The 24,434-nt window shown below is 62.9% G+C and carries 24 protein-coding genes; 10 read left to right on the top strand and 14 right to left on the bottom strand.

Annotated elements, in window-relative coordinates:
* Position 1: 1 nt before the first annotated feature.
* Positions 2-1,381 carry a hypothetical protein gene (locus tag IVB19_RS12300; RefSeq protein ID WP_247564888.1) on the bottom strand — a complete coding sequence of 460 codons (1,380 nt, stop codon included), beginning with the start codon at positions 1,379-1,381 and terminating at the stop codon, positions 2-4.
* 264 nt (positions 1,382-1,645) lie between these two features.
* Between IVB19_RS12300 and IVB19_RS12295 the strand changes: the two genes are divergently transcribed.
* From IVB19_RS12295 to IVB19_RS12285, 3 genes are all read left to right on the top strand, one after another.
* Positions 1,646-2,065 (top strand): hypothetical protein, encoded by a 420-nt coding sequence (locus tag IVB19_RS12295; RefSeq protein WP_026233607.1) that lies wholly within the window; start codon positions 1,646-1,648, stop codon positions 2,063-2,065.
* A gap of 215 nt (positions 2,066-2,280) precedes the next feature.
* The gene (locus IVB19_RS12290; protein WP_018458542.1) at positions 2,281-3,915 is read left to right on the top strand and encodes a thiamine pyrophosphate-requiring protein; all 1,635 of its coding nucleotides are present in this window, start codon (positions 2,281-2,283) and stop codon (positions 3,913-3,915) included.
* Positions 3,916-4,029: 114 nt separating this feature from the next.
* Entirely contained in the window at positions 4,030-6,531 is a 2,502-nt protein-coding gene (locus tag IVB19_RS12285) for a GAF domain-containing sensor histidine kinase (protein WP_018458541.1), read from the top strand.
* A 6-nt stretch (positions 6,532-6,537) separates the two neighbouring features.
* On the opposite strand, the gene IVB19_RS12280 is transcribed toward IVB19_RS12285, so the two are convergent.
* Together IVB19_RS12280 and IVB19_RS12275 are read right to left on the bottom strand one after the other, a co-directional pair.
* Positions 6,538-8,118 (bottom strand): MDR family MFS transporter, encoded by a 1,581-nt coding sequence (locus IVB19_RS12280; protein ID WP_018458540.1) that lies wholly within the window; start codon positions 8,116-8,118, stop codon positions 6,538-6,540.
* Between the two features lie 155 nt (positions 8,119-8,273).
* Complete coding sequence (locus tag IVB19_RS12275; RefSeq protein WP_026233606.1) at positions 8,274-8,789, bottom strand: YcgN family cysteine cluster protein; 516 nt, start codon at positions 8,787-8,789, stop codon at positions 8,274-8,276.
* Positions 8,790-9,084: 295 nt separating this feature from the next.
* Here IVB19_RS12275 and IVB19_RS12270 point away from each other — a divergent pair, with 295 nt between their 5' ends.
* The 4 genes from IVB19_RS12270 (at position 9,085) to IVB19_RS12255 (ending at position 13,142) form a co-directional block, all read left to right on the top strand.
* Positions 9,085-11,373 (top strand): transglycosylase domain-containing protein, encoded by a 2,289-nt coding sequence (locus tag IVB19_RS12270; protein ID WP_085352296.1) that lies wholly within the window; start codon positions 9,085-9,087, stop codon positions 11,371-11,373.
* 8 nt (positions 11,374-11,381) lie between these two features.
* Positions 11,382-11,960, top strand: a complete 579-nt coding sequence (locus IVB19_RS12265; RefSeq protein ID WP_018458537.1) for a DUF1214 domain-containing protein — start codon at positions 11,382-11,384, stop codon at positions 11,958-11,960.
* Positions 11,957-12,541, top strand: coding sequence for a DUF1254 domain-containing protein (locus tag IVB19_RS12260; RefSeq protein WP_018458536.1), 585 nt, complete (start codon positions 11,957-11,959; stop codon positions 12,539-12,541). The genes IVB19_RS12265 and IVB19_RS12260 overlap by 4 nt, the downstream gene beginning before the upstream one ends.
* 424 nt (positions 12,542-12,965) lie before the next feature.
* Positions 12,966-13,142 (top strand): hypothetical protein, encoded by a 177-nt coding sequence (locus IVB19_RS12255; protein ID WP_018458535.1) that lies wholly within the window; start codon positions 12,966-12,968, stop codon positions 13,140-13,142.
* Positions 13,143-13,223: 81 nt separating this feature from the next.
* Here IVB19_RS12255 and IVB19_RS12250 read toward each other — a convergent pair whose 3' ends face one another.
* The 9 genes from IVB19_RS12250 to IVB19_RS12215 all read right to left on the bottom strand — a co-directional run bounded on the left by IVB19_RS12250 (position 13,224) and on the right by IVB19_RS12215 (position 21,236).
* Positions 13,224-14,126: a universal stress protein gene (locus IVB19_RS12250; RefSeq protein WP_018458534.1), complete on the bottom strand. Its 903-nt coding sequence runs from the start codon at positions 14,124-14,126 to the stop codon at positions 13,224-13,226.
* A 253-nt stretch (positions 14,127-14,379) separates the two neighbouring features.
* The gene (locus IVB19_RS40225) at positions 14,380-14,508 is read right to left on the bottom strand and encodes a hypothetical protein (protein WP_018458533.1); all 129 of its coding nucleotides are present in this window, start codon (positions 14,506-14,508) and stop codon (positions 14,380-14,382) included.
* A 408-nt stretch (positions 14,509-14,916) separates the two neighbouring features.
* Positions 14,917-15,267 carry a monovalent cation/H(+) antiporter subunit G gene (gene mnhG / locus IVB19_RS12245; RefSeq protein WP_018458532.1) on the bottom strand — a complete coding sequence of 117 codons (351 nt, stop codon included), beginning with the start codon at positions 15,265-15,267 and terminating at the stop codon, positions 14,917-14,919.
* A complete protein-coding gene (locus tag IVB19_RS12240) occupies positions 15,264-15,545 on the bottom strand; it encodes a K+/H+ antiporter subunit F (RefSeq protein ID WP_018458531.1) in 282 nt (93 codons plus the stop codon). The genes mnhG and IVB19_RS12240 overlap by 4 nt, the downstream gene beginning before the upstream one ends.
* On the bottom strand, positions 15,542-16,030 hold the full coding sequence (locus IVB19_RS12235; RefSeq protein ID WP_018458530.1) for a Na+/H+ antiporter subunit E: 489 nt from the start codon (positions 16,028-16,030) through the stop codon (positions 15,542-15,544). Before IVB19_RS12235 ends, IVB19_RS12240 begins: the two co-directional genes overlap by 4 nt.
* The gene (locus tag IVB19_RS12230) at positions 16,027-17,658 is read right to left on the bottom strand and encodes a monovalent cation/H+ antiporter subunit D (protein ID WP_018458529.1); all 1,632 of its coding nucleotides are present in this window, start codon (positions 17,656-17,658) and stop codon (positions 16,027-16,029) included. Before IVB19_RS12230 ends, IVB19_RS12235 begins: the two co-directional genes overlap by 4 nt.
* Positions 17,655-17,996 (bottom strand): Na+/H+ antiporter subunit C, encoded by a 342-nt coding sequence (locus tag IVB19_RS12225; RefSeq protein ID WP_018458528.1) that lies wholly within the window; start codon positions 17,994-17,996, stop codon positions 17,655-17,657. Before IVB19_RS12225 ends, IVB19_RS12230 begins: the two co-directional genes overlap by 4 nt.
* Positions 17,996-20,917, bottom strand: coding sequence for a monovalent cation/H+ antiporter subunit A (locus IVB19_RS12220; protein WP_018458527.1), 2,922 nt, complete (start codon positions 20,915-20,917; stop codon positions 17,996-17,998). Before IVB19_RS12220 ends, IVB19_RS12225 begins: the two co-directional genes overlap by 1 nt.
* Before the next feature lie 163 nt (positions 20,918-21,080).
* On the bottom strand, positions 21,081-21,236 hold the full coding sequence (locus tag IVB19_RS12215) for a hypothetical protein (protein WP_018458526.1): 156 nt from the start codon (positions 21,234-21,236) through the stop codon (positions 21,081-21,083).
* A gap of 478 nt (positions 21,237-21,714) precedes the next feature.
* Between IVB19_RS12215 and IVB19_RS12210 the strand changes: the two genes are divergently transcribed.
* The 3 genes from IVB19_RS12210 (at position 21,715) to IVB19_RS12200 (ending at position 23,481) form a co-directional block, all read left to right on the top strand.
* The gene (locus tag IVB19_RS12210) at positions 21,715-22,206 is read left to right on the top strand and encodes a GreA/GreB family elongation factor (RefSeq protein ID WP_018458525.1); all 492 of its coding nucleotides are present in this window, start codon (positions 21,715-21,717) and stop codon (positions 22,204-22,206) included.
* Positions 22,207-22,215: 9 nt separating this feature from the next.
* The gene (rnk, locus tag IVB19_RS12205; protein ID WP_039800433.1) at positions 22,216-22,629 is read left to right on the top strand and encodes a nucleoside diphosphate kinase regulator; all 414 of its coding nucleotides are present in this window, start codon (positions 22,216-22,218) and stop codon (positions 22,627-22,629) included.
* A gap of 657 nt (positions 22,630-23,286) precedes the next feature.
* Positions 23,287-23,481: a hypothetical protein gene (locus IVB19_RS12200; RefSeq protein WP_026233604.1), complete on the top strand. Its 195-nt coding sequence runs from the start codon at positions 23,287-23,289 to the stop codon at positions 23,479-23,481.
* Positions 23,482-23,517: 36 nt separating this feature from the next.
* Here IVB19_RS12200 and IVB19_RS12195 read toward each other — a convergent pair whose 3' ends face one another.
* Both IVB19_RS12195 and IVB19_RS12190 read right to left on the bottom strand, forming a co-directional pair.
* Entirely contained in the window at positions 23,518-23,913 is a 396-nt protein-coding gene (locus tag IVB19_RS12195; protein WP_085352290.1) for a response regulator, read from the bottom strand.
* 264 nt (positions 23,914-24,177) lie between these two features.
* A complete protein-coding gene (locus IVB19_RS12190) occupies positions 24,178-24,366 on the bottom strand; it encodes a hypothetical protein (RefSeq protein ID WP_018458521.1) in 189 nt (62 codons plus the stop codon).
* Positions 24,367-24,434: the final 68 nt, after the last annotated feature.

Genomic DNA, 24,434 nt, shown 5'->3' with positions numbered 1-24,434 from the left:
TCTATCTTTGCGGTATATCTCGCCGCTTGTGCACGACCGCCACGTCGTCGCTGTAGACGCGCTGCCATTGGGGCAGCCGGTCCAGCATCGCTATAGCCGGCGTCCCCGGCGCGAGCAACGTCGCGCCGATGCTGTATTCGTCGAGCAATCTGAGAAAGTCGCCGAGATCGACGAGCGCCAGGGCGCGATTGTAGCGGTTGATGAACGCTCCCCCGTACAGTTCACCGCGACCGTCGATAAAGGTGGGAATGCCGGCAAAGATCAAATAGCCACCGAAGGTATAATCGTTGAGCACGTGCCCCGCTGCGGCGAGGTTGGCTTCAGCGATGGCAGCCTGAGGGGTGATGGCCGGAGCCGGCCGTATATCACGGGCCAGCGTCGCCCCGCTCACCGCAATCAACACACCGAGGGCGGCCAGGTTCAGGCGGCGCGACGAGCCGGCCGCATCTTTCCCAATCGGTCCGCCGAACTTTCGCCCCAGCGGAGCCGCCAGATAGAGCGGCGCCAGCATGGCCAGCAGATCCGCATTGCGGATCTGGGCCAGCGCGAAATGCAGCAAGCCGATCACGACCAAGGCCCGGACCACCGGCAGCGTCACGCCGCGCGAGAGCGCGAAGATCCCGGCCAGCAGCAACAGCTCGAAGAAGCCTATATGGCTGAAATCCTGCGGCCGCCATTCCGCGATCCAACCGAGCGCGGGGCCGAGGCCGAGCGTGGTCAGCGGCATCAGCAGCGGTTCCGGCCCGTAGGGGGTCAGGCAGGACGCCGCGACCGCAAGCGCCGTGAACGGCAGCCAACGCAGGAATACGCGTGGCCATTCACTACGCTCCTCGCATAGCAGCGCCTCGAGCCCTGCAGGGCCGATCAGTCCAAGCGCCAGCACCACACTGCCGTGCAGATTGGCCCACACGACCAGCAGCGGAAGGGCCCAGTACGGCGGAGGCCCTCGACAATCCATGCAGCGTACCAGGGCCGCCGCCCAGGTCACCATCAGCGGCAGCACCAGTACATGTGGCCGCGCCAGCATATGCGGCGCCAAGAGGATGACGGCCACGATCACCATGAGCAGCGTCTGGGTCGGCGAAAGCTCGCGCAGCAGGAAGAAGGTGAACAGGCCAAAGGCGAGCGCTATCGCCGCGGCGCCGACGACGAGGACGCCTGGCCAGCCGGCGAGCGCGTAGGCTGCGGCGTAGATCACCTCCGAGAGCCATTCGAAGGTGATCCAGGGAGCGCCGTGCCTCGAAAAGGAAAATGGGTCGGTCGCTGGCAGCGTGCCATGCGCGATGATCCAGCGCCCGACCTCGATGTGGGAATAGCTGTCGGGATCATTGAGCAGCCGCGGTCCAAGGATCAGCAGCAGGCCATAGACGCCAAGGCTCACCAGCCAGGGAAGCGCCGCACGCGCCGAAAACGGTTGAACCTCGCTGTGGACGACCTGGTCACTCATGGCGAGCGCAAGTTAGGGCGCAAGCGTTAAATTCCTCTTTGACTTGACAGGGCCTGGCTTGGTGCGCGGCGGGCCGGTCACGCTTTGTGAACTATATTCCCGGTAGCGAAATCCGGGCTGCGGCGCTTTGACGACCATGCGGGTCCTGATACGCTTCACACTGTCAATCGACGAACCACGGCGGCTTGAAGGATGCGGATGAGAAGCGTGATGCTCTTGGCTTTCAGCCTCATCTTTGTTGGCGTCTGGTCGCAGGACAGCGCGAGAGGGCAGACTTCGGCCGCGCCGTCGGTTTCGCTTTCTCCGCCCAATGCATCGCCGCCGCATGCGGGCGCCAAAACTTCCAGACCTCCGCCGGCAGCATCCATCAGAGAAGCTTCGCCGCCGGTGATCGGCGGGCTTCCATCGGCGCCGAACCCAGCTGCCGACTACGATGGCTTCAGCGTAGGTATCGGCGACGGCAACGACACCTCGAGCCAGGTAGTCCCGCCTGTGAGGTCACGCAATGCGAAGGGCTCCAGGGCCGATCCGGGTGCGAAAGGCGCCGCTGAGCAATTGATCGATCAAGAAGACGAGTCGCTGAAACGCAAGCTGATGATCTGCCAAAGCTGCAAGTAGCGGTCGTAGTCCGGATGGAGCGCAGCGAAATTCGTCACTGGTCTATCCGGGTGGAACGGCCCCGGATTGCGCTGCGCTCCATCCGGGCTATGGCACTCGCTGCATAGCTGACCCACCGCGACTCTCATCGTCCGCGCTTTACCCTCCCCGGATTTCCTGATCCTCTCTCCCCTAATCGGCCGGAGCAACCGGCCTACGCCAGGGAGAGAGACGCCATGAAGCTCGGCACCGCGATTGCGGAAATCATGAAGCGCGAGGGGATCGGGATCCTCTGCGGCTATCCGGTCAACCATCTGATCGAGCATGCGGCCAAGGCCGATATCCGGCCGGTGATGGTGCGGCAGGAGCGCGTCGGCATCCACATGGCGGATGCGATCTCGCGGGTGACATCGGGACGCTCGATCGGCGCGTTCTGCATGCAGCATGGCCCCGGTGCGGAGAATGCGATGGGCGGCGTTGCGCAATGCTACGGCGAATCCGTTCCCGTACTGGTGCTGCCAATGGGCTATCAGCGCAGGCTTGCGCATATCGAGCCGAACTTCAATTCCAGCGAGGCGATGAAGGCGTTTTCGAAATCGTCGGAGCCGATCATCCTGGCCGCGGAAGTCGCCAACATTTTTCGCCGCGCCTTTACCAAGCTGAAGAACGGCCGCGGCGGCCCTGTGATCGTCGAGATCCCTGCGGACATGTGGAACGAGGAGGTGCCGGAGCCGCTGAACTACACGCCTGTGCTGCGCACCCGCTACGGCGCGGATCCCATTCATATGAAGGAGGCGGCCGACCTGCTCGTCAACGCCAAGCGCGCGGCGATCTATGCCGGCCAGGGCGTGCATTACGCCCAGGCGTGGCCACAACTGAAGCGGCTGGCCGAACGGCTCGCCATTCCCGTCACGACCAGCCTTGGGGGCAAATCGTCCTTCCCGGAAACGCATCCGCTCTCGCTCGGCTCCGGCGGCCTTGCGGTGCCGCGCGCCGTGCCGAAGTTTCTGGCTGAGGCCGACCTCATTTTCGGCATCGGCTGCTCCTTCACTGAAACAAGCTTCGGCATCGCGATGCCCAAAGACAAAACCATCATCCACTCCACACTCGATCCGAACCATCTCAACAAGGACGTGGAAGCCAGGATTGGCCTCGTCGGCGATGCCGGGCTTGTGCTCGACGCGCTGCTGGAGGAGATCGGCAAGACCGTCAGCGCGGATCGCGACGCGTCGGCGGTGGCAGCCGAGATCGCGGCTTCGCACAAGGAGTGGCTGGCGAAATGGATGCCGAAGCTCACCAGCAATGATGCGCCCTTGAGCCCCTATCGCGTGCTGTGGGACCTGCAACATACCGTCGACATCCGCAACACCATCATCACCCACGATGCCGGCAGCCCCCGCGACCAGCTTTCGCCGTTCTGGAAGTCGGTCGAGCCCCTCACCTATCTTGGCTGGGGCAAGACGACGCAACTCGGCTACGGCCTTGGGCTGGCCATGGGCGCAAAGCTCGCAAAGCCTGACAAGCTCTGCATCAATGTCTGGGGCGACGCCGCGATCGGCTTCACCGGCATGGATTTCGAGACCGCGGTGCGCGAGCGCATCCCGATCATGTCGATCCTGCTGAACAATTTTTCAATGGCGATCGAATTGAAGGTGATGCCGGTCTCGACCGAGAAATATCGCTCGACCGACATTTCCGGAGACTACGCCGCGATGGCGCGCGCCTTCGGCGGCTATGGAGAGCGGGTGACGAGACCTGAGGACATCACCCCCGCGATCAGGCGCGGCATCCAGAAGACGCAGGAAGGCGTTCCCGTGCTGCTGGAGTTCATCACCAGCAAGGAGACCGAGGTGTCGCGGCCGGGCACGTGAAGCGGGCCGGATTCCGGCAGCAAAACTCGCTGTCGCGGAGGCTGGCTCCGGCCGCAGGAGATGTGATAATCCGCCTCGGTGCCGCGCTTGTCGCGGCATCAAGCCGGATTGCGAATGACCGCCCCTTCCAACGACATCGCGGAATTTAAACGCCTGTTGCAGGCGGCCACAGCCGAGAACGCGCAGCTTCGCAGCGAGCTCGCGATTGCGCGCGATCGTCAGAACGCCAGCGCCGGGATTCTGCGCACCATCGCGGCCTCTCCGTCCGATGCCCGGCCGGTCTTCGAGGCGATCGCGTCCAGCTCCCGGCGCTTGCTCGGCGGCTTCTCCGCCACCGTGCTTCAGTTCATCGAGGACGAGCTCCACCTCGTGGCGTTTACACCAACGAGCCCCGAGGCGGACGAAGGGCTCAAGGCGTCGTTCCCGCGCAAGATTGCCGACTTTCCGACCTTTGCGCTGGTGCGTGGCGGCGAGACGATCCAGTTTCCCGATAGCGAAGCCGCGGAGGTCCCGGAGCTGAATCGGAACCTTGCGCGGCTGCGCGGCTTCCGCAGCGTGCTGTTCATGCCCCTGATGAATCGGGCGACGCCAGTCGGCATGATCAGCGTCACGCGCGCCGAGCCCGGCGCGTTCGCAGCCGACCACGTCCAGCTGCTCCAGACCTTCGCCGATCAGGCAGTGATCGCGATCGAGAATGCGCGCCTGTTCAACGAGACACGCGAGACGCTGGAGCGTCAGACCGCCACCGCCGACATTCTGAAAGTGATGGCCGCCTCGCCGTCCGACGTACAGCCGGTGTTCGACGCCATCGCGGCCAATGCCAACCGGCTGATCGGCGGCTTCTCCACCGCGGTGCTGCGCTACATTGGGGGCGCGGCGCACCTTGCGGCGTTCACGCCGACCGATCCGGCCGGCGATCGCGTGCTGCAGGCCTCGTTCCCGGTGCCATTCGCGCAGTTCCCGCCCTACCGGCTCGTGGCCAATGGTGTGGCGGCGCAATTGCCCGACACCGAAGTCGAACCCGCAGCCCGCGACATCGCGCGCGCCCGGGGCTACCGCAGCATGCTGTTCGCGCCCTTGATGAGCGACGGCGCGGCGATCGGCGTCATCATCGCCACGCGGCGCGCGACCGGCGCGTTCGGCGAGCATCACGTGCGGCTATTGCAGACCTTCGCTGACCAGGCGGTGATTGCGATCAAGAATGTCAGCCTGTTCAACACCACGAGGGAAGCGCTGGAACGGCAGACCGCGACCGCCGACATCCTCAAGGTGATCGCGGCCTCGCCCGCGGATGTGACGCCGGTGTTCCAGGCGATCTCCGACAGCGCCAAGTCCCTGGTCGGCGGACATTCCTCCACCGTCACGCGCGTCATCGACGACCTGCTGCACCTGGCCGCCTTCAGCACCGACAACGAAGCCGGCAATGAAGAGCTGCTCAATTCGTTCCCGGTGCCGCTGTCGGCATCCGGCATTCACAGCCGGGTGGCAAGAAGCGGAGAGTTCGCATTCCGCAGCGACATGCAGAACGAGCCCGACCTCACGGACGCCATGAGAGAGCTGGCGCGGACGCGAGGCTATCGCAGCATCCTCGTGATCCCGATGCTACGCGACGGCGTCGCGATCGGCACCATCGGCGTGACGCGGCCGGAGGCCGGTCCTTTCCCGGACAAGGCGATCGCCCTGCTCAAGACCTTTGCAGACCAGGCCGTGATCGCCATCGAGAACACGCGCCTGTTCAACGAGGTGCAGGACCGCACCCGGGACCTCGCCAAATCGCTCGACGATTTGCGCGCTGCCCAGGACCGGCTGGTCCAGACCGAGAAGCTGGCTTCGCTCGGCCAGCTCACCGCCGGCATCGCGCACGAGATCAAGAACCCGCTCAACTTCGTCAACAACTTTGCATCGCTCTCCGCCGAGCTGACGGACGAGCTGAACGCGGCGCTCGCGCCTGTCCCGCTCGCGGACGACGTTCGTAGCGAGGTCGACGAGCTGACCGGACTGTTGAAGGACAATCTCGCGAAGATCGTGCAGCATGGCAGGCGCGCCGACTCCATCGTCAAGAACATGCTGCTGCATTCCCGCGAGGGCGGCGGCGAGCATCGGCTGAGCGACATCAACGCACTGGTCGAGGAGAGCCTCAACCTCGCCTATCACGGCGCCCGCGCCGAGAAGCCACAGTTCGACGTGACGCTGAAGCGCGAGCTCGATCCGGCGGCCGGACAAGCGGAAGTGTTTCCGCAGGAGATCACCCGGGTGCTGCTGAACCTAATCTCGAATGGCTTCCACGCGGTCGCCAAGCGCAAGTCGGATGACGGCGCCGCCGATTACGAGCCGGTAGTGATCGCCGCGACACGCGACCGGGGCGACAGTATCGAGATCCGCATCCGCGACAATGGCACCGGCATTCCGCACGAGGTGAAGGAAAAGATGTTCGATCCGTTCTTCACCACCAAGCCGGCCGGCGAAGGCACCGGCCTCGGATTGTCGATGAGCCACGATATCGTGGTGAAGCAGCACGGCGGCACAATCGACGTCGCGACGGAGCCCGGCGCGTTCACCGAGTTCACGATTCGATTGCCGCGAAGCAGCAGCTTTCCGGACGGACGCCGCGGCTAGCGGTTCTTATTCCGCCATCTCGACGGGTTGCGTCGTGGACGGACCGGCCAGCGGCCGCTCCTCCATCATGATCAGGCAGAGCGCGGCGCCAGCCATCAGCGCGGTGGCGGCGCCGAAGACGTAGCGGAACGCATGCCGCATGTCGTCCGCGGGGATCGCATTGACGGCGCCGTGATGCTCGCCGGCGAGCGGAACGTCGGCACCGAGCGCGATGAGCAGGATGGCCGCGAACGCCGCAACCGTGAACGAGGACATAAGCGAGCGGAAGAAGTTCAACGCGCCCGTGATGGTGCCGACCTGCGGACGGGCGACCGAATTCTGCACCGAGACGACGCAGACCGGAAAGGTGGTGCCGAGGCCAAGCGCAAACGCAGCCATCAGCGTCAGCAGCGCCCAGAGCGGCAACGTCGTCAACGTGAGGCCGAGGCCGCACAGCGCTGCCCAGGACGTTCCTACGATGGCGACCCGCTTGTAGTGCTTGGCCCGCGCCATGGTGCGACCAGCGATGGCCGCGCCGCAGGTCGAGACCGCCGCGAGCGGAATCAGCGCGAGGCCCGCTTCGCTGGCGCTGAGGTGATAGACCGCCTCGTAATAGAGCGGCAGCTGCACCGTGAGGCCCGTGATCGCACCGAGCGCGCAACCGCCGGCCGTCAGCCCGAACGGCACAACCGATCCTCCGAGCAGCGGCAGCGGCAGGAACGGCTCTTCCGCCCGGCGCGCGTGCCACACGAAGGTGACCGCGAGCGCTACAGCGCCGCCCACCATCGCAAGCACGGTGGGCGAGAGCCACGGGAAGCGCGTGCCCCCCCAGGTCAGCACCAGCATGAAGACGACGGCAGAGGCCATCAGCAGCACGCCGCCGATCCAGTCGACCTTGCGCTTGCGGTGGAACACCGGAATCTTCTTCATCCTGGGCAGCAGCAACGCGATCGCCGCCGCCGCGAGCGGCACATTGATCCAGAAGATCATCGACCAGTGCAGATGCTCGGCGAACACGCCGCCGATGACCGGGCCGAGAATGCCGCCGACCATCCAGACGCTGGAGAAATAGGCTTGATACTGGCCGCGCTCGCGTGGGCTCACGACGTCGGAGATCACGGTCTGCACCACCGGCATGATGCCGCCGCCACCCAGTCCCTGGAGACCGCGTGCAAGAATCAGCATCGGCAGGTTCGGAGCGATCGCGCACAGCACCGAGCCCGCGACGAACAGGCTGAGCGAGATGATGATCATCACACGGCGCCCGTAGATGTCGCTGAGCGTGCCGAAAACCGGCGCGACCGCGGTCGAGGCGAGCAGATAGGCGGTGATGACCCAGGAGAGATTGGAGACGTCGTGGAACTGGCGTCCGATGGTCGGCAGCGCGGTGGCGACGATGGTCTGGTCCAGTGCGGCCAGGAACATCGTCAACATCAGGCTGATGACGATGGTGCGGACCTCGTCCTGCGACAGCGGCGCCGGCGGCGCGAGCGAAGGAGCGTCATCGACGCTCAAGACCTCGCTCGGAAGGCGCGACAATTCCTCGGCGATGTCGTCGGGCAATGTCTGGGTGTCGGCAGAACTGCTCTGCCGCTCGAACTTGTTCATCTCGACCGGAAGCCATGAGGCGGCGCAACACCGCGAAGGATTCGTTCTATGCAGTCAATGTAGACAGCAAAGTTCTTCTAAGGCAGGCACCGCGGCGCATGGGAGCATCCCACCCCACGGCCATCGCGAGGACGTGATCTACCTGGTGCGGCGGATCAGTCCTTCGGACGTCGCTTCAGGCGCGCCCGTTTTGGCAGCTGCGCCGGCCACTGCACGATGTGGTTCTCGAGCTCATCGTCCGGAATCTCGACCTCGCTGCCTTCGACCCGTCCGCGTACGGAGACGCCCGCGTCATGCACGGTGTCGGGATCGCCTGACACCAGGGGATGCCACCAATAGAGGTCGCGGCCTTCCGCAACAAGCTTGTAGCCGCAGCTCGGCGGCAGCCAGTTCAGGGTGCGGACATTGGCCGGGGTCAGGCGGACGCAGTCCGGAACCTTGTCGGAACGATTCGCGTAGTCCTTGCAGCCGCAGGTCACCCCATCGAGCAGCTTGCAGCCGACATGGGTGAAATAGATGTCGCCGGTGCCATCTTCCTCGAGCTTGTTCAGGCAGCAGCGGCCGCAGCCGTCGCACAGGCTCTCCCATTCGGGCCCCGACATCTCTTCCAACGTCTTGGTTTTCCAGAAGAATCCTTCCTGGCCTGAAGGTCGTTTGGGAGCTGCGGTCATGCGCCTCAACAAAAGTTCGAAAGAGCTACGGTTGGTGCCATCTAGGGCGTGCGGCCGTGGGGCTGCAAGCAACGCCCGCGTGAGGCCCGTAATGAACCGGGGTCAATTAGGCCTGTTGTTCAAAATCGCAAGCGTGACCATTGGTTTATAGGCCCTGCTCGGCTAGAAGGAACAGCGAGTCCCCACCGTCGCTGGCCGGGCGCCTTGGGTTTGCCGCAACACTCCCGCAAGACGTCTCGATGCCGCCCCCGGCCGGGTGCTTGAACGCTTTCGAACCAAGCCGCAAGGGTTCTAGGTGCGCCAGATCATACCACCGCATTGGAAGGCCCGGATCCGGAATTTCTTCCTGGACCTCGATGCGCGCATCGACTCCTCGCTGTTCTCCTCGGCCAAGGGCATCCGCGAGCTCTACGAGCGCTACTCGACCTTCATGGACCGCTTCTATGTCGGGCGTTGGAAGCGCTGGGTGTTCATCGAGCCGCTGTCGGAGGCCGCGACGCTGGGCCTCGGCGGCCTGGTTGTGATGCTGACCCTGGCCATCCCCGCCTTCCGCGAGACCGCGGACGAGGACTGGCTGAAGAAGTCCGACCTCGCGGTGACCTTCCTCGACCGCTACGGCAACCCGATCGGCAGCCGCGGCATCAAGCACAACGATTCGATCCCGTTGGAAGATTTTCCGGACGTGCTGATCAAGGCGACGCTCGCGACCGAGGACCGCCGCTTCTACGAGCATTTCGGCATCGACATCGCCGGCACCGCGCGCGCGCTCGTCACCAACGCCCAGGCCGGCGGCGTCCGCCAGGGCGGCTCTTCGATCACCCAGCAGCTCGCCAAGAACCTGTTCCTGAGCAACGAGCGCACCATCGAGCGCAAGGTCAACGAAGCCTTCCTCGCGGTCTGGCTGGAATGGCGCCTGACCAAGAACGAGATCCTCAAACTGTATCTCGACCGCGCCTATATGGGCGGCGGCACCTTCGGCGTCGACGGCGCCGCGCATTTCTACTTCAACAAGTCGGCACGTGACGTGACGCTCGCCGAAGCCGCGATGCTCGCCGGCCTGTTCAAGGCGCCGACCAAATACGCGCCCCACATCAACCTGCCCGCCGCCCGCGCCCGCGCCAATGTCGTTCTCGACAATCTCGTCGACGCCGGCTTCATGACCGAGGGCCAGGTGTTCGGCGCCCGCCGCAACCCCGCCTTCGCGGTCGACCGCCGCTACGAGGCGTCGCCGAATTATTATCTCGACTACGCCTTCGACGAGATGCGCAAGCTGGTCGACACCTTCCCGAAATCCTACACTGAGCGCGTCTTCGTGGTCCGGCTCGCGATCGACACCAACGTGCAGAAGGCGGCGGAGGACGCGGTCGAGAACCAGCTGCGCCAGTTCGGCCGCGACTATCACGCGACGCAGGCCGCGACCGTCGTCTCCGATCTCGACGGCGGCATCCGCGCCATGGTCGGCGGCCGCGACTACGGCGCCAGCCAGTTCAACCGCGCCACCGACGCCTATCGCCAGCCGGGCTCGTCGTTCAAGCCTTACGTCTACACCACCGCGCTCCTCAACGGCTTCACGCCGAATTCGATCGTGGTCGACGGCCCGGTCTGCATCGGCAATTGGTGCCCGCAGAACTATGGCCATTCCTATTCCGGCGCGGTGACACTGACGCAGGCGATCACGCGCTCGATCAACGTTGTACCCGTCAAGCTGTCGATCGCGATCGGCCAGAAGGAGCAGCCGAAGGCGCCGAACCCGGCCAAGATCGGCCGCGCCAAGATCGTCGAGGTCGCGCGCCGCTTCGGCCTCAAGGCACCGCTGCCCGACACGCCGTCGCTGCCGATCGGCTCGGACGAAGTCACCGTGCTCGAGCACGCGGTGGCGTACGCGACTTTCCCCAACCGCGGCAAGGCAGTGACGCCGCATTCCGTGCTGGAAGTGCGCACCGGCGCGGGCGATCCGGTCTGGCGCTGGGACCGCGACGGGCCGAAGCCGCGCCAGGCGATTCCCGCCTCCGTAGCCGCCGACATGGCCGGCATGATGAGCCACGTCGTCAGCGAAGGCACCGCGCGCCGCGCAGCCCTCGACGGCATTCCGACCGCGGGCAAGACCGGCACGACGAATGCGTATCGCGACGCCTGGTTCGTCGGCTACACCGGCAATTTCACCTGCGCGGTCTGGTACGGCAATGACGACTATTCGCCGACCAACCGCATGACCGGCGGCTCGCTGCCGGCGCAGACCTGGCACGACATCATGCTCGCGGCGCATCAGGGCGTCGAGGTCCGGGAGATCGCCGGTATCGGCATGGGCCAGAAGCTGCCGCCCGAGCGGATCACCAACGCACAGGCCAATGCGGCGCCGAAGGTGCTGGAGACCAAGCCCGGTCCGCCGCCCGTATTGACCAAGCGCGGCGCCGACGTTTTGGTGCGCGTCGAGAAGCTGCTGGATGACGCGGCCAGGACCGCGGCCAAAGCGGCCGCCACCGACCCCAAGCAAGCCAAACCGGCATCGTCCACGAGCGCGCTCGCCTTCCCGCAGAACTATGCGGAAGAGAATGCGAACGCATCCGCCCCGCGCAAGAACTGACCGAACAAGTGCGGCTGATCCTGATCACATTGACGGCCCTTCTGCTCGCAACCGTGGTGGGCGTCGGCGCGACCTGGATGACGACGACGCGCGGCACCGAGATCGGCGCGCTGACCATCGGCCCCTGGACCGCGCGTCCGCGCACCGGCACCGCCGACGTCGATCCCTATTCGCGCGCCACCATCGTGCGCAACGGCGAGCTGCCTATCGGCACCGGCGACGGCGTCGCCTTCACCGCCACCGCCGACGACAAGAAGAAGGTGCTCGACGGCCGCTGCGACGTCGTGGTCTCCGGCGTGACACCGCCGGCACGGTTCTGGACGCTGACGCTCTATGACCGCAAGGGTCATCTCGTTCCCAATTCGCTGCAGCGCTACGGCTTCACCAGCCAGGAGATCGTGCGGCAGTCCGACGGCTCGTTCGAGATCCGCATCGCCTCGCGCTCGCGCGCCGGCAACTGGCTGCCGACTGGCGGCATCGAACGCTACACGCTGATGCTGCGGCTCTACGACACCCCGGTCGGCGTTGCCACGCGCACCCAGCGCGACGCGCCGATGCCCACGATCACGACGGCGGGCTGCTCATGATCCGGCTGTTGTTCACCATCGTTGCCGGCGTGGTGCTGGGCCTCGTGGTCCATCTCGTCAGCGTGCTGGCGTTGCCGCGGATCGCGACCCAGGACGCCTATTCGCGGCTGACGCCGATGACGAAACTCAACGCCGTCACGCAGCTTCCGCTCGCCGATCCGCAGACCTCGCCGATGCCGTTCATGGACCCGGCCTTTGCGCTCGCGATCTGCCGCTACGATCTGTCGAACGGGCCGATCAAGCTGACGGTCCCCGTCAGCCAGGCCTACACGTCGGTGTCGTTCTACACCCGCAACGAGATCGCCTACTACGCCATCAACGACCGCTCGGCCGGCAAGAAGGTGATCGAGCTCGACCTGATGACCGAGCCGCAGCACAACGAGCTGCCCGAAGACGAAGAGATCACCGCCGCCGACCGCCTGATCATCGATTCCCCCAGCACCACCGGCCTGATCGTGATGAAGGCGCTCGCCCCCGAGCCCGGCCTGATGCCGCAAGCGCAGTCAACCCTCGCTGCCGCGAGCTGCGGACCGCAGACCGAGCCGCCGGCCAAGGCGGAAGCACCGCGCGGACGGCGCTGAGGTGCGGCTTCGGCGGCGCAAAAACAAAAAAACGAAAAACAACCCCATGCACAGTAGCGGGGGTATTGAAATCATTAGCCATTTTGATTGCACCAACTAGGCGTTTGCCGAACCGATACATCCCTGCCCGTCGTGCTGTTCAGCTTTGACACGTCGGGCAAAACACTGGCAGAATGGCATCATCGAAAGTTCACCCGCGCGGAGCAATCCGCCGCGGGTTTTTTCATGCCGGAGCGCAGGTGCCATGATCGAGAAACACTATTGTCCCCCGTGCGGGCGGGACTAGCGACGCTGATGTCCCGAGCACCGGTCTGTTACTTCAAGATCCGTGCTGATTCCAAATCCTCAATTCCGCTCGGTTTGGCGTCAACTGTTCCCGATCACGGACGGCCGGTCACCAAGTGCTAAACGCGGAGATTGAGCAATGCCAAAGCATGACGAAACATCGAAGCAGCGGGAGAAGCGGGAACTCGACGAGGAATTGGACCGGCAATTGCAGCAAACCTTTCCGGCCAGCGATCCGCTGAAGATCACGCGGGGCTCAACCAAACCACAAGCAGCAAAGCCGGCTGCGCGCGACAGCGAACGACGGCGCCGCTAGTCTATCGATCAGCCGACAGAGCGGGAGCCGTGGTCTCGCGGAAAGAAGGGTTCGCCGGCGAGCGATGAGCCGCGGTACGCGTCACGCCTTCGGGTCGGTGCCGATCAGCGGATTTGACATTGTGCGTTCAGAGCCGGCGGGAGGAACAACGAGAACGTCCACACTCAACGAACGCAGGACTTCTTCCGTTACGCTCCCGATCAAGGCCCGAACCAATCCAGATCGCCCGTGCGTCCCCATCACCAGCATGTCAGGCTGCCTCTCCGAAACAGCACGGGTGATGACCTGCATGGGCCCGCCCTCGCCGACCTGGAGAGACCATCGTTGCGTGCCGAGCTTGTTCGCCACCAGAAACTTCGTCAGCTCCTCCGTTGCCTTCAGACGCTCGCTATCGACATATCCGCTGATGACGGCCGCGCTCGCACCGGAGCGGACCAATCGCGCTTTCGTCATCGGCGAGAAGGCGTGAAGGATCGTTGTTGCGCCCTGTGTCAAGAGTCCGGTGGACAGCCCCACGCGGATTGCATCGGCGGATGTATCCGACATATCGACCGGCACCAGAGCGCGTTCATAGCGCCGCTGCGCCTCGTTGTTCACCATCAGAACCGGATACCTTCCTCCGCGAATTACACGCTCGATTGTGGTGCCTGTGAAGATGTCGCGCAGAAACTGCTTACGATGGGCTCCCATTACAACGAGATCCGCGTCGGCTGCTGCAGCCGCTCGCAATATCCCGTCAAAGGGATGGCCCTTGACCACGATCGGGTAGCACTGAACGTTTTGCAGCTCCGGCATGGATGCGATCTGCTCAACCAGCACCCGCTGTGCCTCACGCTCTTCGATGCGGATCAGCTCGGCTGGCTGATCCTCGTCGACGACATGAACAAGGTGCAGAGTTGCATCAGGGGAGCGCGCCAGGAGGCCGGCCTGCCGCAAAGCGCGATTGGACCGCGTCGAGAAATCTGTCGCAGCGACGATATTCATGTCAGAATCCTTACAATTGCGAACGGCCGCCGGCCCGATGGCCTGCCAAGCTCGACCAGCGCGGCAATTCGGTTGCCTTGCGGAGGGCCTATGACGCTGTTGCCTGCCAGCTTCGTTCGTCCGGTTTGGCCTGGACCGACGATCTGGAGCCGAGAAGCAACCAAGCATCGCGCCCCGCGAACATGCGGCGCACGATATCTTTCTCGCTCATAAGCAACTGTTGTACGCGGTGACGGAGGTGAACCTCCCAACGTCACCTTTTAGGATCGTGAGGAATTGGCGCTCGGCGGCGAGCGAATGCCTCGCGGAAGCCATCGGGATCTGAAATCCAGATGAACATGACCCATGAGGTCAGGACGAGCAGCGCGAAGAACACCGACATGAGAAACTCCCGGCTTTGGTTGCAGAAATGTTGAGGTACCATCCCGGACGATCTGAATCGTCCGGGTTACCGGCGGATCTGCAGCTGGGTCCTATAAATCCGGCGTCGTAGCGTTGTAGTCATCACTGCCTCTGTTTGCGGTGCGGCTCGCTTGCGAGCGGCATGTGCATTGCTCGCTCTGCCGGGCACCGAGCTTCCAGCCCTCGCGAACGCGGCATGGACTGAGTTCGGGGCTGATTGCCTCCGATCAGGCGGCCAACATGCAAAGACTTCGGCGAACTCGCCTACTACTCAGCGTCATGCATCATGTACTTAGAGGTGGGCATGCGATGCAGGAAATCAAATGCGACATTTAGCCTGGATTGACCGACTGGCCGGTCAAGGAACCAAAAAATCGCGCGTCTCGCGCTAATTGCCCTCTGGTCCGCGAACTTGCGCACTCTTTTCGGCGGTATCGCGAAATCGCGCTGCGCCCACCAATACGGTCAGCGCAATAGGCGTGGTTACCACGCCAAGCCCGATGATCAGGATTTCGTGCAGCACGGGCCTGCTCTGAAGTACCGAAAAGCAAACGATTGAAGCAGCTGCAATGAATACGGTGCCCAGCGTTGTCCCGAGCGTCGGCGCGTGGACCCGCTCGTAGAATGTGCCGAACCGCAAAAGGCCCAGCGAACCGACCAGTGTGGCGGCGGCGCCGACAAGAAGGAGAAATGCCGTGAGAGCCGCAGCCCAGGGCGGCAGGTGTTCGATGCCGTTCATTCCATCACCTCGCCGCGCAGCAGAAACTTCGCTAGCGCAACCGTACCAACAAAACCGAAGAGGGCCATGGCCAGAGCCGCCTCGAAATAGAGCGTTTCGCCGGATCGAATCCCGAACGTCAGAAGCAATAACATCGCGTTCACGGACAGCGTGTCGAAACCCAGAACGCGATCCTGTGCTCGCGGCCCCCGAAAGATGCGAGCCGCGCCACAGCCGATAGCCAACACCAGAAGTACCTGTGCGGCGACAAGCGCGTAGATCAGCAAGAGCTGGCTCATTCGAATATCTCCAGCAGATGGCGTTCGTAGCGCTGCTTGATCGTGCGGATCCACTCGGCTTCATCGACCAGGTCGAGAACATGGATCATCAACAAGCCCTTCTGTGCATCGAAATTCACCCACAGCGTTCCGGGCGTCGAGGTGATGATGCAAGCCAACATGGCCAGTCCGTAGGGATTGCGCATGTCGAGCGGAATGTTCACGAACCCGGATTTTCGCTGCCGGCGCCCAAAGCCGAGAATGATCCGGCCAACCGCCAAGTTGGAGCGGATGATATCAATCGCTACCAATCCCAACAGGCGGAGAAGGACGCCGGGTCGCCTGACGTGCGTGCTTGGCAGCTCCAGCACGGTGAGGATCCGCCCGCCGACGAGCGCGATCACACAACCGAGGAGGACATGTCCGACCGTGACTGCTTGATTGAGCAGCAGCCACAATGCGAGAAGACAGAAGCTCACCCGCGGAAAGGGCAGGAATCGCGTCATTCGCCACCCGCCTTTCGGCTGCCTTGGACGCTGATCTCCAGGACGTCGCTGACGTAGCCCGCCGGGGCGTGCAGCGATTGCGCCGTTGCCTGCATGAAACGCATCACCGGACCGGCGAGCACTGTCTGGGTCGCGCAAATGATCAACAGGAACATGATGGGCGCCATTTCGATCAGGCGCACACGCGGCACGGTGCGATCTGGCGAGGCCCAGAAGGAGCGGATACCTGCTCGGGTCAGCGCGACCAACGCCGCAAAACTGGACACGAGGAGCGCCAACAGGAGCGCCCATCCACTGCCGGGAACGGCACCGCCCGGATGCATGTCTGAAGGATGAAGCGCCGCCGTCAGCAGCGCGAATTTGGCTATGAACCCCGACAGCGGCGGAAGCCCGGCGATGACCAGGGCGCATCCGATAAAGGCGACGCCGAGCAATCCCATCGTGGCCACAATGGCCATGCCGACTTCCTCTTCGGTATCGTCCGCACCGTGGTCTTCTCCGTAAGCTTCTCGCGTGACGGCGATCACGTCAGCTCCGGGTTCGCGGCCGCGCTCGATGAGTTCGGCCAGAAGGAAGAACGCGCTGATGCCGAGAGTCGAGCTGACCAGGTAAAACAGTGCTCCGCCGGCGACACTGACTTGCCCGGTCCCGGTGGCTGCCAGCACGGTTCCGGAGGATACGAGCACCGAAAAGCCGCCGAGACGGGCGGTGTCCTGGGATGCCAATGTGCCGATTGCTCCGAAGGCGATCGTCGCCACCCCGCCCCACAACAGCCAGTCACTGCCGAAGCCCGCTGACGCGCCGCTGCCCTCACCGAAAAGCAACAGCGATAGACGCAGGATGATATATACGCCGACCTTGGTCATGATCGCAAAGATCGACGCCACCGGTGGACTCGCAGATGCGTAGGCCGTCGGCAGCCAGAAACACAGAGGCCACATGCCGGCCTTGAGCAGGAAGGCCACGGCCAGCATGCCGGCGCCTGCTTCGAGCAAACCGCGGCTCTCCGCAGCGATTGCAGGTATCCGCGCCGAGAGGTCCGCCATATTGAGCGTCCCGGTGACGCCATAGATCAGGCTGACCCCGATCAGGAACAATAGAGACGCGACCAGATTCACGACGATGTAGTGCAACCCGGCCTTCACCCGTGCAAGACCGGAACCATGCAGCAGAAGTCCGTACGAAGCGGCCAGCAACAACTCGAAGAAGACAAACAGGTTGAAGAGATCGCCGGTCAGGAAGGCACCATTGAGGCCCATCAACAGAAATTGAAAGAGCGGATGAAAATGCGCGCCTGTCCGGTGCCAACGGGCAAGAGAGAACACAACCGACGCCAACGCCAGGATGCTGGTCAGGAGCAGCATGAGCGCGGAGAGCCGATCGAGAACGAGGACAATTCCGAACGGAGCAGGCCAATCGCCCAGGCGATAGACTTCCCTGATTCCGGGGTGACCCGAATCAGACATTCCGAGCAAGATCACCGCGACGCAAACGAGTGCAACCGTTGCGGCGACATTGACCGCAGCCACGATGTTGCGGTGCCGCTCTCCATTCAAGAGCAGCATGCCTGCGCCGGCAAGCAGGGGCAGGACGATAGGCGCAACGACGAGATTTGCGATTCCGCTCACGCCTCGGGCTCCTGACCATCGACGTGATCGGTGCGAGCCAGGCCGCGCGACGCGAGGAGAACGACAAGGAACAACGCCGTCGTCGCAAAACTGATGACGATTGCAGTCAGTACGAGCGCCTGTGGTAGCGGGTCAGCATGTTTCGTTGCATCCCCGATCTCCTTTGCGATCAGCACCGGCGCTCCCGTCCGCACCCGTCCCATGGCCACGATGAAGAGATTGACGGCGTAAGAGAGCAACGAAAGCCCGATGATGACTTGAAACGTGCGCGGCCTGAGGATCAGCCACACTCCGGACGCCGTAAGCGCACCTATGCCGATGGCCAGGCTAAGCTCCATTACACCAACTCCTCTTTCGCTCGCTCATCGTGCGCGCGTTGCCCCGCCTGGAGCGGCACGCCATAGCGACGCAGCGATTGATGCGCGATTGCGATGAGCATCAATACCGTGGCGCCGACGACGAGCGAGAACACACCGATATCGAAGAGAAGAGCGCTGGCCGTGGGGACGCGACCGAGCAGAGGCAGTTCGGCATATGCAAAGTACGAGGTCAGGAAGGGGTGTCCGAAAACGCAGGCGGCAGCTCCCGCACACCCTGCCAGCAAGAGGCCGAAACCCATCCAACGCACCGGCATGACGTGAAGACGAGCTTCCACCCACACCGTGCCGCGAGCCATATACTGCAGGATGAATGCTGTTGCCATGGCGATGCCGGCGATGAAGCCGCCGCCCGGAAGGTCGTGCCCGCGCAAGAGAAGGAAAATGGCCACGACGCCGATCACGGGAAACAGCAGCCCCATCATCAATGCCGCGGTAGCAAGCGTGTCTTTGGCAGTGTCGCCCTTCTGTCGATCGGGATGAGCCTCGTCGTGGGCATCCTGGGCATGCTGCTGTTCGGGAACGGGAATGCTTTCGGGGGCCGGACGGAAACGGCGCAAAAGCGCAAAGACGGTCAGTGCGACGACCGCAAGCACGGTGATCTCGCCGAGCGTATCGAACCCGCGAAAATCCACCAGGATGACGTTCACCACGTTGGTTCCGCCCCCCTTCGTGTAGGCGTTTTCCACGAAGTATCGCGAAATGCTGTGGTTGTCCGGGAGCTGCATGGCCGCCAGCGCAAGCGTGCCCAAACCGAGCCCGGCGAGGAGCGCGATGGAGAAATCGCGAACGCGGTGCCACCGAATGCTGTCGGGCGCCTCTGCCGGGCCTGGTCGCGCGATGCGTTTCGGCAGCCACCGCAAGCCGAGCAACAGGAGAACCGTCGTAACCGTCTCAACGACGATCTGCGTCAGCGCGACATCGGGAGCGGATAACCAGACGAAGCTGACGCAGGTGACGAGACCCGCGGTCCCGAGCAGTATCAGCGCCACCACCCGATGAAATTTGGCCTGGACCGCGGCCGCCACCGCGCAGCCAACGCCCACCACCCAGAGTAGTCCAAAGACGAGGTCGAATTCCCTCCTTGACGGTCCCGTCAGCGAGAGGCCGCGGGCGTAGAGGGGCAGCAGAGCAGCGACGAACGCCACGCCAGCCAACAGTCTCAATTGTGGTTGGAGACGCCTCGTGCCGAGATTGGTGGCGAGCCATCGCGCAAACCGCCAGGACAATGTCACCAACACCCAGTCAAAGATCCGCTTGCCATTGATGCGACCGAGCAAGGGCGGTCCCTCATGCGCGAGCAGGTAGGAGCGCAGCATGACGTAGACGCCCAACCCACCGGCCATCGCTACGATGCTCATCAGAAGTTCAGGCGTAATTCCGTGCCAGAGACGAAGGCTGTACTCCGGCATCGCGGAGCCGAGAACCGCCCGGGCAGCCGTATCGAGGATCGGCGCCACTGTGAGAGCCGGCGCGACACCGACGATGAGGCATGCCAGCACGAGCAGTTCGGCCGGAAGTCGCATCAACAGGGGCGGCTCATGTGGAACGCGTGGCAAGCCGGTTGGAGCCGGGCCGAAGAACACGTCGCGAATGAAGCGCAGCGAATAGGCAACCGTGAACGTGCTGGCGAGAGTGACGATGTACGGCAGCGCCTGATCGACGAGGGAATTGTCATGGACCTCGATCGTCTCGGCAAAAAACATTTCCTTCGACAGAAAACCATTCAGCAACGGCACTCCCGCCATTGCCGCGGCAGCCACCATGGCCAGCGTCGCCGTAATCGGCATGAAGGCCCATAGCCCGCTAAGGCGGCGGATGTCGCGCGTGCCGGTTTCGTGATCGATGATGCCGGCCGCCATGAACAGCGATGCCTTGAAGGTCGCGTGGTTCATGATATGGAAAATCGCCGCGATCTGTCCGAATGGGGTATCGAGTCCGGTCAAAAGCGTGATCAATCCGAGATGGCTGATCGTCGAGTAGGCCAATAGCCCCTTCAGATCCTGCTGGAACACGGCGAGAAAGGCGCCCAGAAAAAACGTGATCAGGCCGATCGAGCCCACCAGCCACAGCCATTCATTCGTTCCACCCATTGCCGGCCAGAGCCGCACTAGAAGGAACACTCCGGCCTTCACCATTGTTGCCGAATGGAGATAAGCTGAAACGGGAGTTGGAGCGGCCATCGCGTGCGGCAGCCAGAAATGAAACGGGAACTGGGCGCTTTTTGTGAGAGCGCCGAGAAGGATCAGAACGAGTGCGGGGACATAAAGCGCGTGCGAACGGATCGCGTTTCCGGAAGCCAGCACCTGCTCCAGGTCATAGCTGCCGACGATGTGCCCGATGAGCAGCACGCCGGCGAAGAGGCAAAGCCCACCCGTCGACGTGATCACCAGCGCCATCCGCGCGCCGTCTCTCGCCGCCGCGTTGTGGTGCCAGTAACTGATCAGCAGGAATGAAAAGAGACTGGTCAGCTCCCAGAAAAAAACCAGTTGGAGCAGGTTGCCGGAGAGCACGATTCCCAGCATTGCTCCCATGAAGGCGAGCAGCAGGGAGAAGAACCGCGGAACGGGATCACTGGGTGACATGTAGTACCGGGCATACAGCACCACCAGAAAACCGATGCCGGTGATCAGCATGGCGAAGGCCCATGCGAACCCGTCAAGCCTCAGCACAAATGCGAGTCCAAGTTCAGCGACCCAGTCCGTTCGCCACCCGACAACGCCACCATTCGTCACGTTCGGATAAGCCGCGCCGATGAGGCAAAAAGCTGTAAGTGCGACCGCTCCAGCGAGCCATGCCTCAGCGTTGCGTGCATTGACCCGCAAGAGTGCCGCAATAAAGCTTCCCGCGAAAGGAAGGACGAGAACGGCAAGCAGGAACATTTGCGTTCATTGCCCCAGGCTGCGAGGTGGAGAGATGCTTTCGCTGATCCTCAATTGCTTAGCCGAGGCGGATCGATATCTCCACTGCTAGATTTTAGCGCCATTGTGATGGTTTGGCCGGAAACCGCCATTCCCGCGGACACTGGCTCCGCGATCGAGCGGTTCAGATCCAGTGTGGAAGGGTGCCAGTCGCGGCGGCAACGACGGCGGCGAGAGCGCCCAGCAACGCACAGAATCCGCAGAGCGCGATCCCCCGCCAGCCACTCATCTCGACCGGCTCGGTGTCCTCAGCTGGGCTGACCTCGAAGCGGTATCGCATGTCATGGCGCCCGTTCAGTGTTCCATCGCCAGGTGCAAGCGATCGATGCCGACTATAATAATGGTTCTGTAGAACTACGGCTCACATTCACGTCAAACCGCCGCCCGGGGCCTACCGGTGCGACAAGAGCGTTCGCCTGCAGCAACGTCAGCCTGTCCATCCCACGCGATGTAATCTTCGACGCACGTTCTTGCGCAGCTGGGTAGACCCGCGTGATTGTTCGATGTCTCACTTCAATGACGCTCCTTGTCTCCTCTCGATATTTCGCGTGTACAGGTGCTGTGCGGTTTCGTCGCAATGTTTCCAGGGAAATGAACCACTATAGTCAGAGCAACATGGCTTATGACATCGACATTGATGCGCGCACCGCGCGTTTTGCTCTTCACGCCGGCCGCCTCCAAGCAGGCGGTTAGCCGGACGGTGTTCGCGCCGTCCGGGCTCTTTTCCAGCTTTCGTGACCTCCACTCGAGAGGTCGTCTTGAAGCAGAAGGAGTGCGCCGTGCTGCCTCTTCCGAAAATCGCACTGACCTCATCAGACTATCCGCGGCTCGAACAGCTCGCCCGCCTCGCCGTCCAAAAAGGAGATTTGGACGGGATATTCCTCATGGGCGAAATCAACCGCGCCGATATCGTCGCGGACGAAACGGACAACGTCCGTCCTTTCGTGACGATCGGATCATGGGTCACCCATTGCACGAATTGGGGCGTTCCGCGTCGCACCGTGCAACTGGTCTGGCCCGAGGAGTGCTGGTCGGATCCCGCCTGCATTTCGGTGTTGACCCCGCTGGGTACAGCTTTGATCGGACTGCGGGTCGGCGATCAGATGCCGTACTTCGTCGCCGGATGTCTGAATGTCGTCAGGGTCCAAAGCCTGACCCCATCGGATTCAAAGGTCGTCCCATTCTTCCGGAGAGGGCCGACGCGGTCAGGCAACCCGTTCGATGACGACCCCGGACCAACTGCAGCATAGGAGCGACCAATGCGCAATTTCGAAGCTGAGAGCCGGCGAGAACAGTCGGCGTTGCCGCCGATCAAGATTACTGAGGACGAATCACGGCGCCTCAGTTCCTTGGCCAATTCGAGCATGGATCTGTTTCCGCGAGTGGCCCATTTTCTGGCTCGAGAGATGGAACGTGCCACGGTGACGGACGAGAACAACTTGCGAGGCGTGATCAGGATGGGATCGAAAGTGACCTATCGCGATGACGAGACGGGTGCGAGCCGAGAGATCGTGCTGGTCTATCCGCATGAGGCAAACATCGAGCTCAGTCGGATTTCGGTCCTGACGCCTGTTGGAGCGGCTTTGATCGGCCTATCGCCGGGGCAGCGGATCGACTTCGAGACGCCCCACAAGCGCACCAGGGGCCTGACCGTTCTCGCTGTGTCCGAATAAGGCACGTACGTTAAGTCAGACCGAGCATCGCCGTCTTGCGATGTGGGCGCGTAGTCCCGGGGGCGTCGCGCCCGGATCTGGCCCTTTCGTATGAATTCGACAGCGCACACGCCTTGGTTTCGTAGCGCTGTGGATCACCGCGCCTCTCACTATTGCAGGACTGGTCGCCCAACGACTCTGCGCGGCTTCGATCCATCATAGCGAGTTTGCAACGCGGTGTGTCCCCGGAGGACCGGGGCTCAGGGGGTCATGAAGTCCTTCACGAGGACGTCTCAAGTCGCGGCCGTGCGGTTGATCTACACACTCGCTCTTTGGAAAAGACAGGAACATTCCTGCGATTGCCAAGTTTTCCCGATGCCCTTCCCCAAGGGCGACCCCGAGTGGCCCCAGCTCCATGCCCCCCAATAGCCCCGCGAGCTGGGGCCCGTTTTTTTCTCGAAATTTGGGCTGATAACCGGGAACCAAGAACCACCTCTTTAGTTGGGCATCATTCGGAACCGCGCTCCAATAACGTGGTGCCGACACACGAAGGACCTCAGCTGGCCCAGCCCCGAGCTGAAGCCCTTCTTGTGTCGTGCGCGCATTTTTAAGCCGAATTCGGAACGAATATTCGACCCTTGAATCATTCCACGTCAGCTAAGTGTCGGATGTCCAACCGTGTCGCGCTTAAATCAGTTCGCCCGTGAGGCCGCAGCGGCATTGCTGCGCATGGCAAAAACAACAAAAAATCCCACGGTCGCTGCTGGCTTGGTCCAGCGTGCGGCAGACCTGAAAGACCGCACTGGCGAGCTTCCTGCCATTGATGTCGAGGCCATGGCCGAAGAGCCGCCCAAGCCCTTGACGAAGAACTAAGGCTGCCTCGGTCGGAGAAGGCTTCGTCCACTCCCCTCAGGACTGAGCGGGCGGAGTTCCGGTATTCAGAAGTTGAGCTACGGCGGTCACGATTTGCGCAGGTGCAAATGGCTTGGTCAGCAAGATGCTGTTGGGCACGCCGTGGGCGGGCCATTGATCGGCCGCCGCGCCTGTCATGTAAATCACAGAGATGTCCGGATTTAGCTCCCTGGCGCGATGGCCGACTTGCCAGCCATCGAGCTTTCCGAACAAATTTATATCGGTAACGAGTGCGCGATACTTGGTTTGGTTGCCCTGCAGAAGACTAACTGCATCCTCCCCGCTGACGGCGACTTCGGCTTCAAAGCCGCCATCTGACAATGCGTCGGCCACCATGTCGCGGATAAGCTGTTCGTCTTCGACGACGAGGATAGTAACTCCCGTCCCTTGCATGCTGGCCCCCTGCGCACCCCGCTGTGCGATCGGGAAGGAACTCGCGATAAAGAGTTATGTTCCATTTTGAACACAGGGAGCAAGGGTCCCCCGCCCAACGGATGTCAGCTCGACTTCGGGAGTGCAGCTTCTTGCGCAACTTCCCGATCAATTCGCGAAAGCCCGCGACATACTCTTGGAGGATGCGTCACCGGGCCTCGTCGCCCTCGCTGACCAGCCGCACGGCCGCAGGCGGCCCTGATCCAGATCGATCTTTTAACTCTCTCAGGGCTGCGGCGGGTCTTCTGGCGGGCTTGGTGGCGGCAGTCCGTATTCCAAGGCGCGCTTTGCCGCCAGCTTTCTGTAAGCCGCGGCCTGGTTCAACAGCTGAGTTTTGAAGGTCGAATCCTGCTCGCCCGCCGCCAATTTCTCCAGACCGACGGCACGCTCCAGGTATTCGTTCAACAGTTTCATCGCCGCCCCCGGCTTTTTTCGGACCCTTAAAAATCTCACGGCGCGAAAAAAGGTCAAGCGGGGAAGTC

It is taken from the genome of Bradyrhizobium sp. 187 (assembly GCF_023101005.1).
GTDB lineage: Bacteria > Pseudomonadota > Alphaproteobacteria > Rhizobiales > Xanthobacteraceae > Bradyrhizobium > Bradyrhizobium canariense_D.
This window is presented reverse-complemented; position numbering and strand designations above follow the sequence as displayed.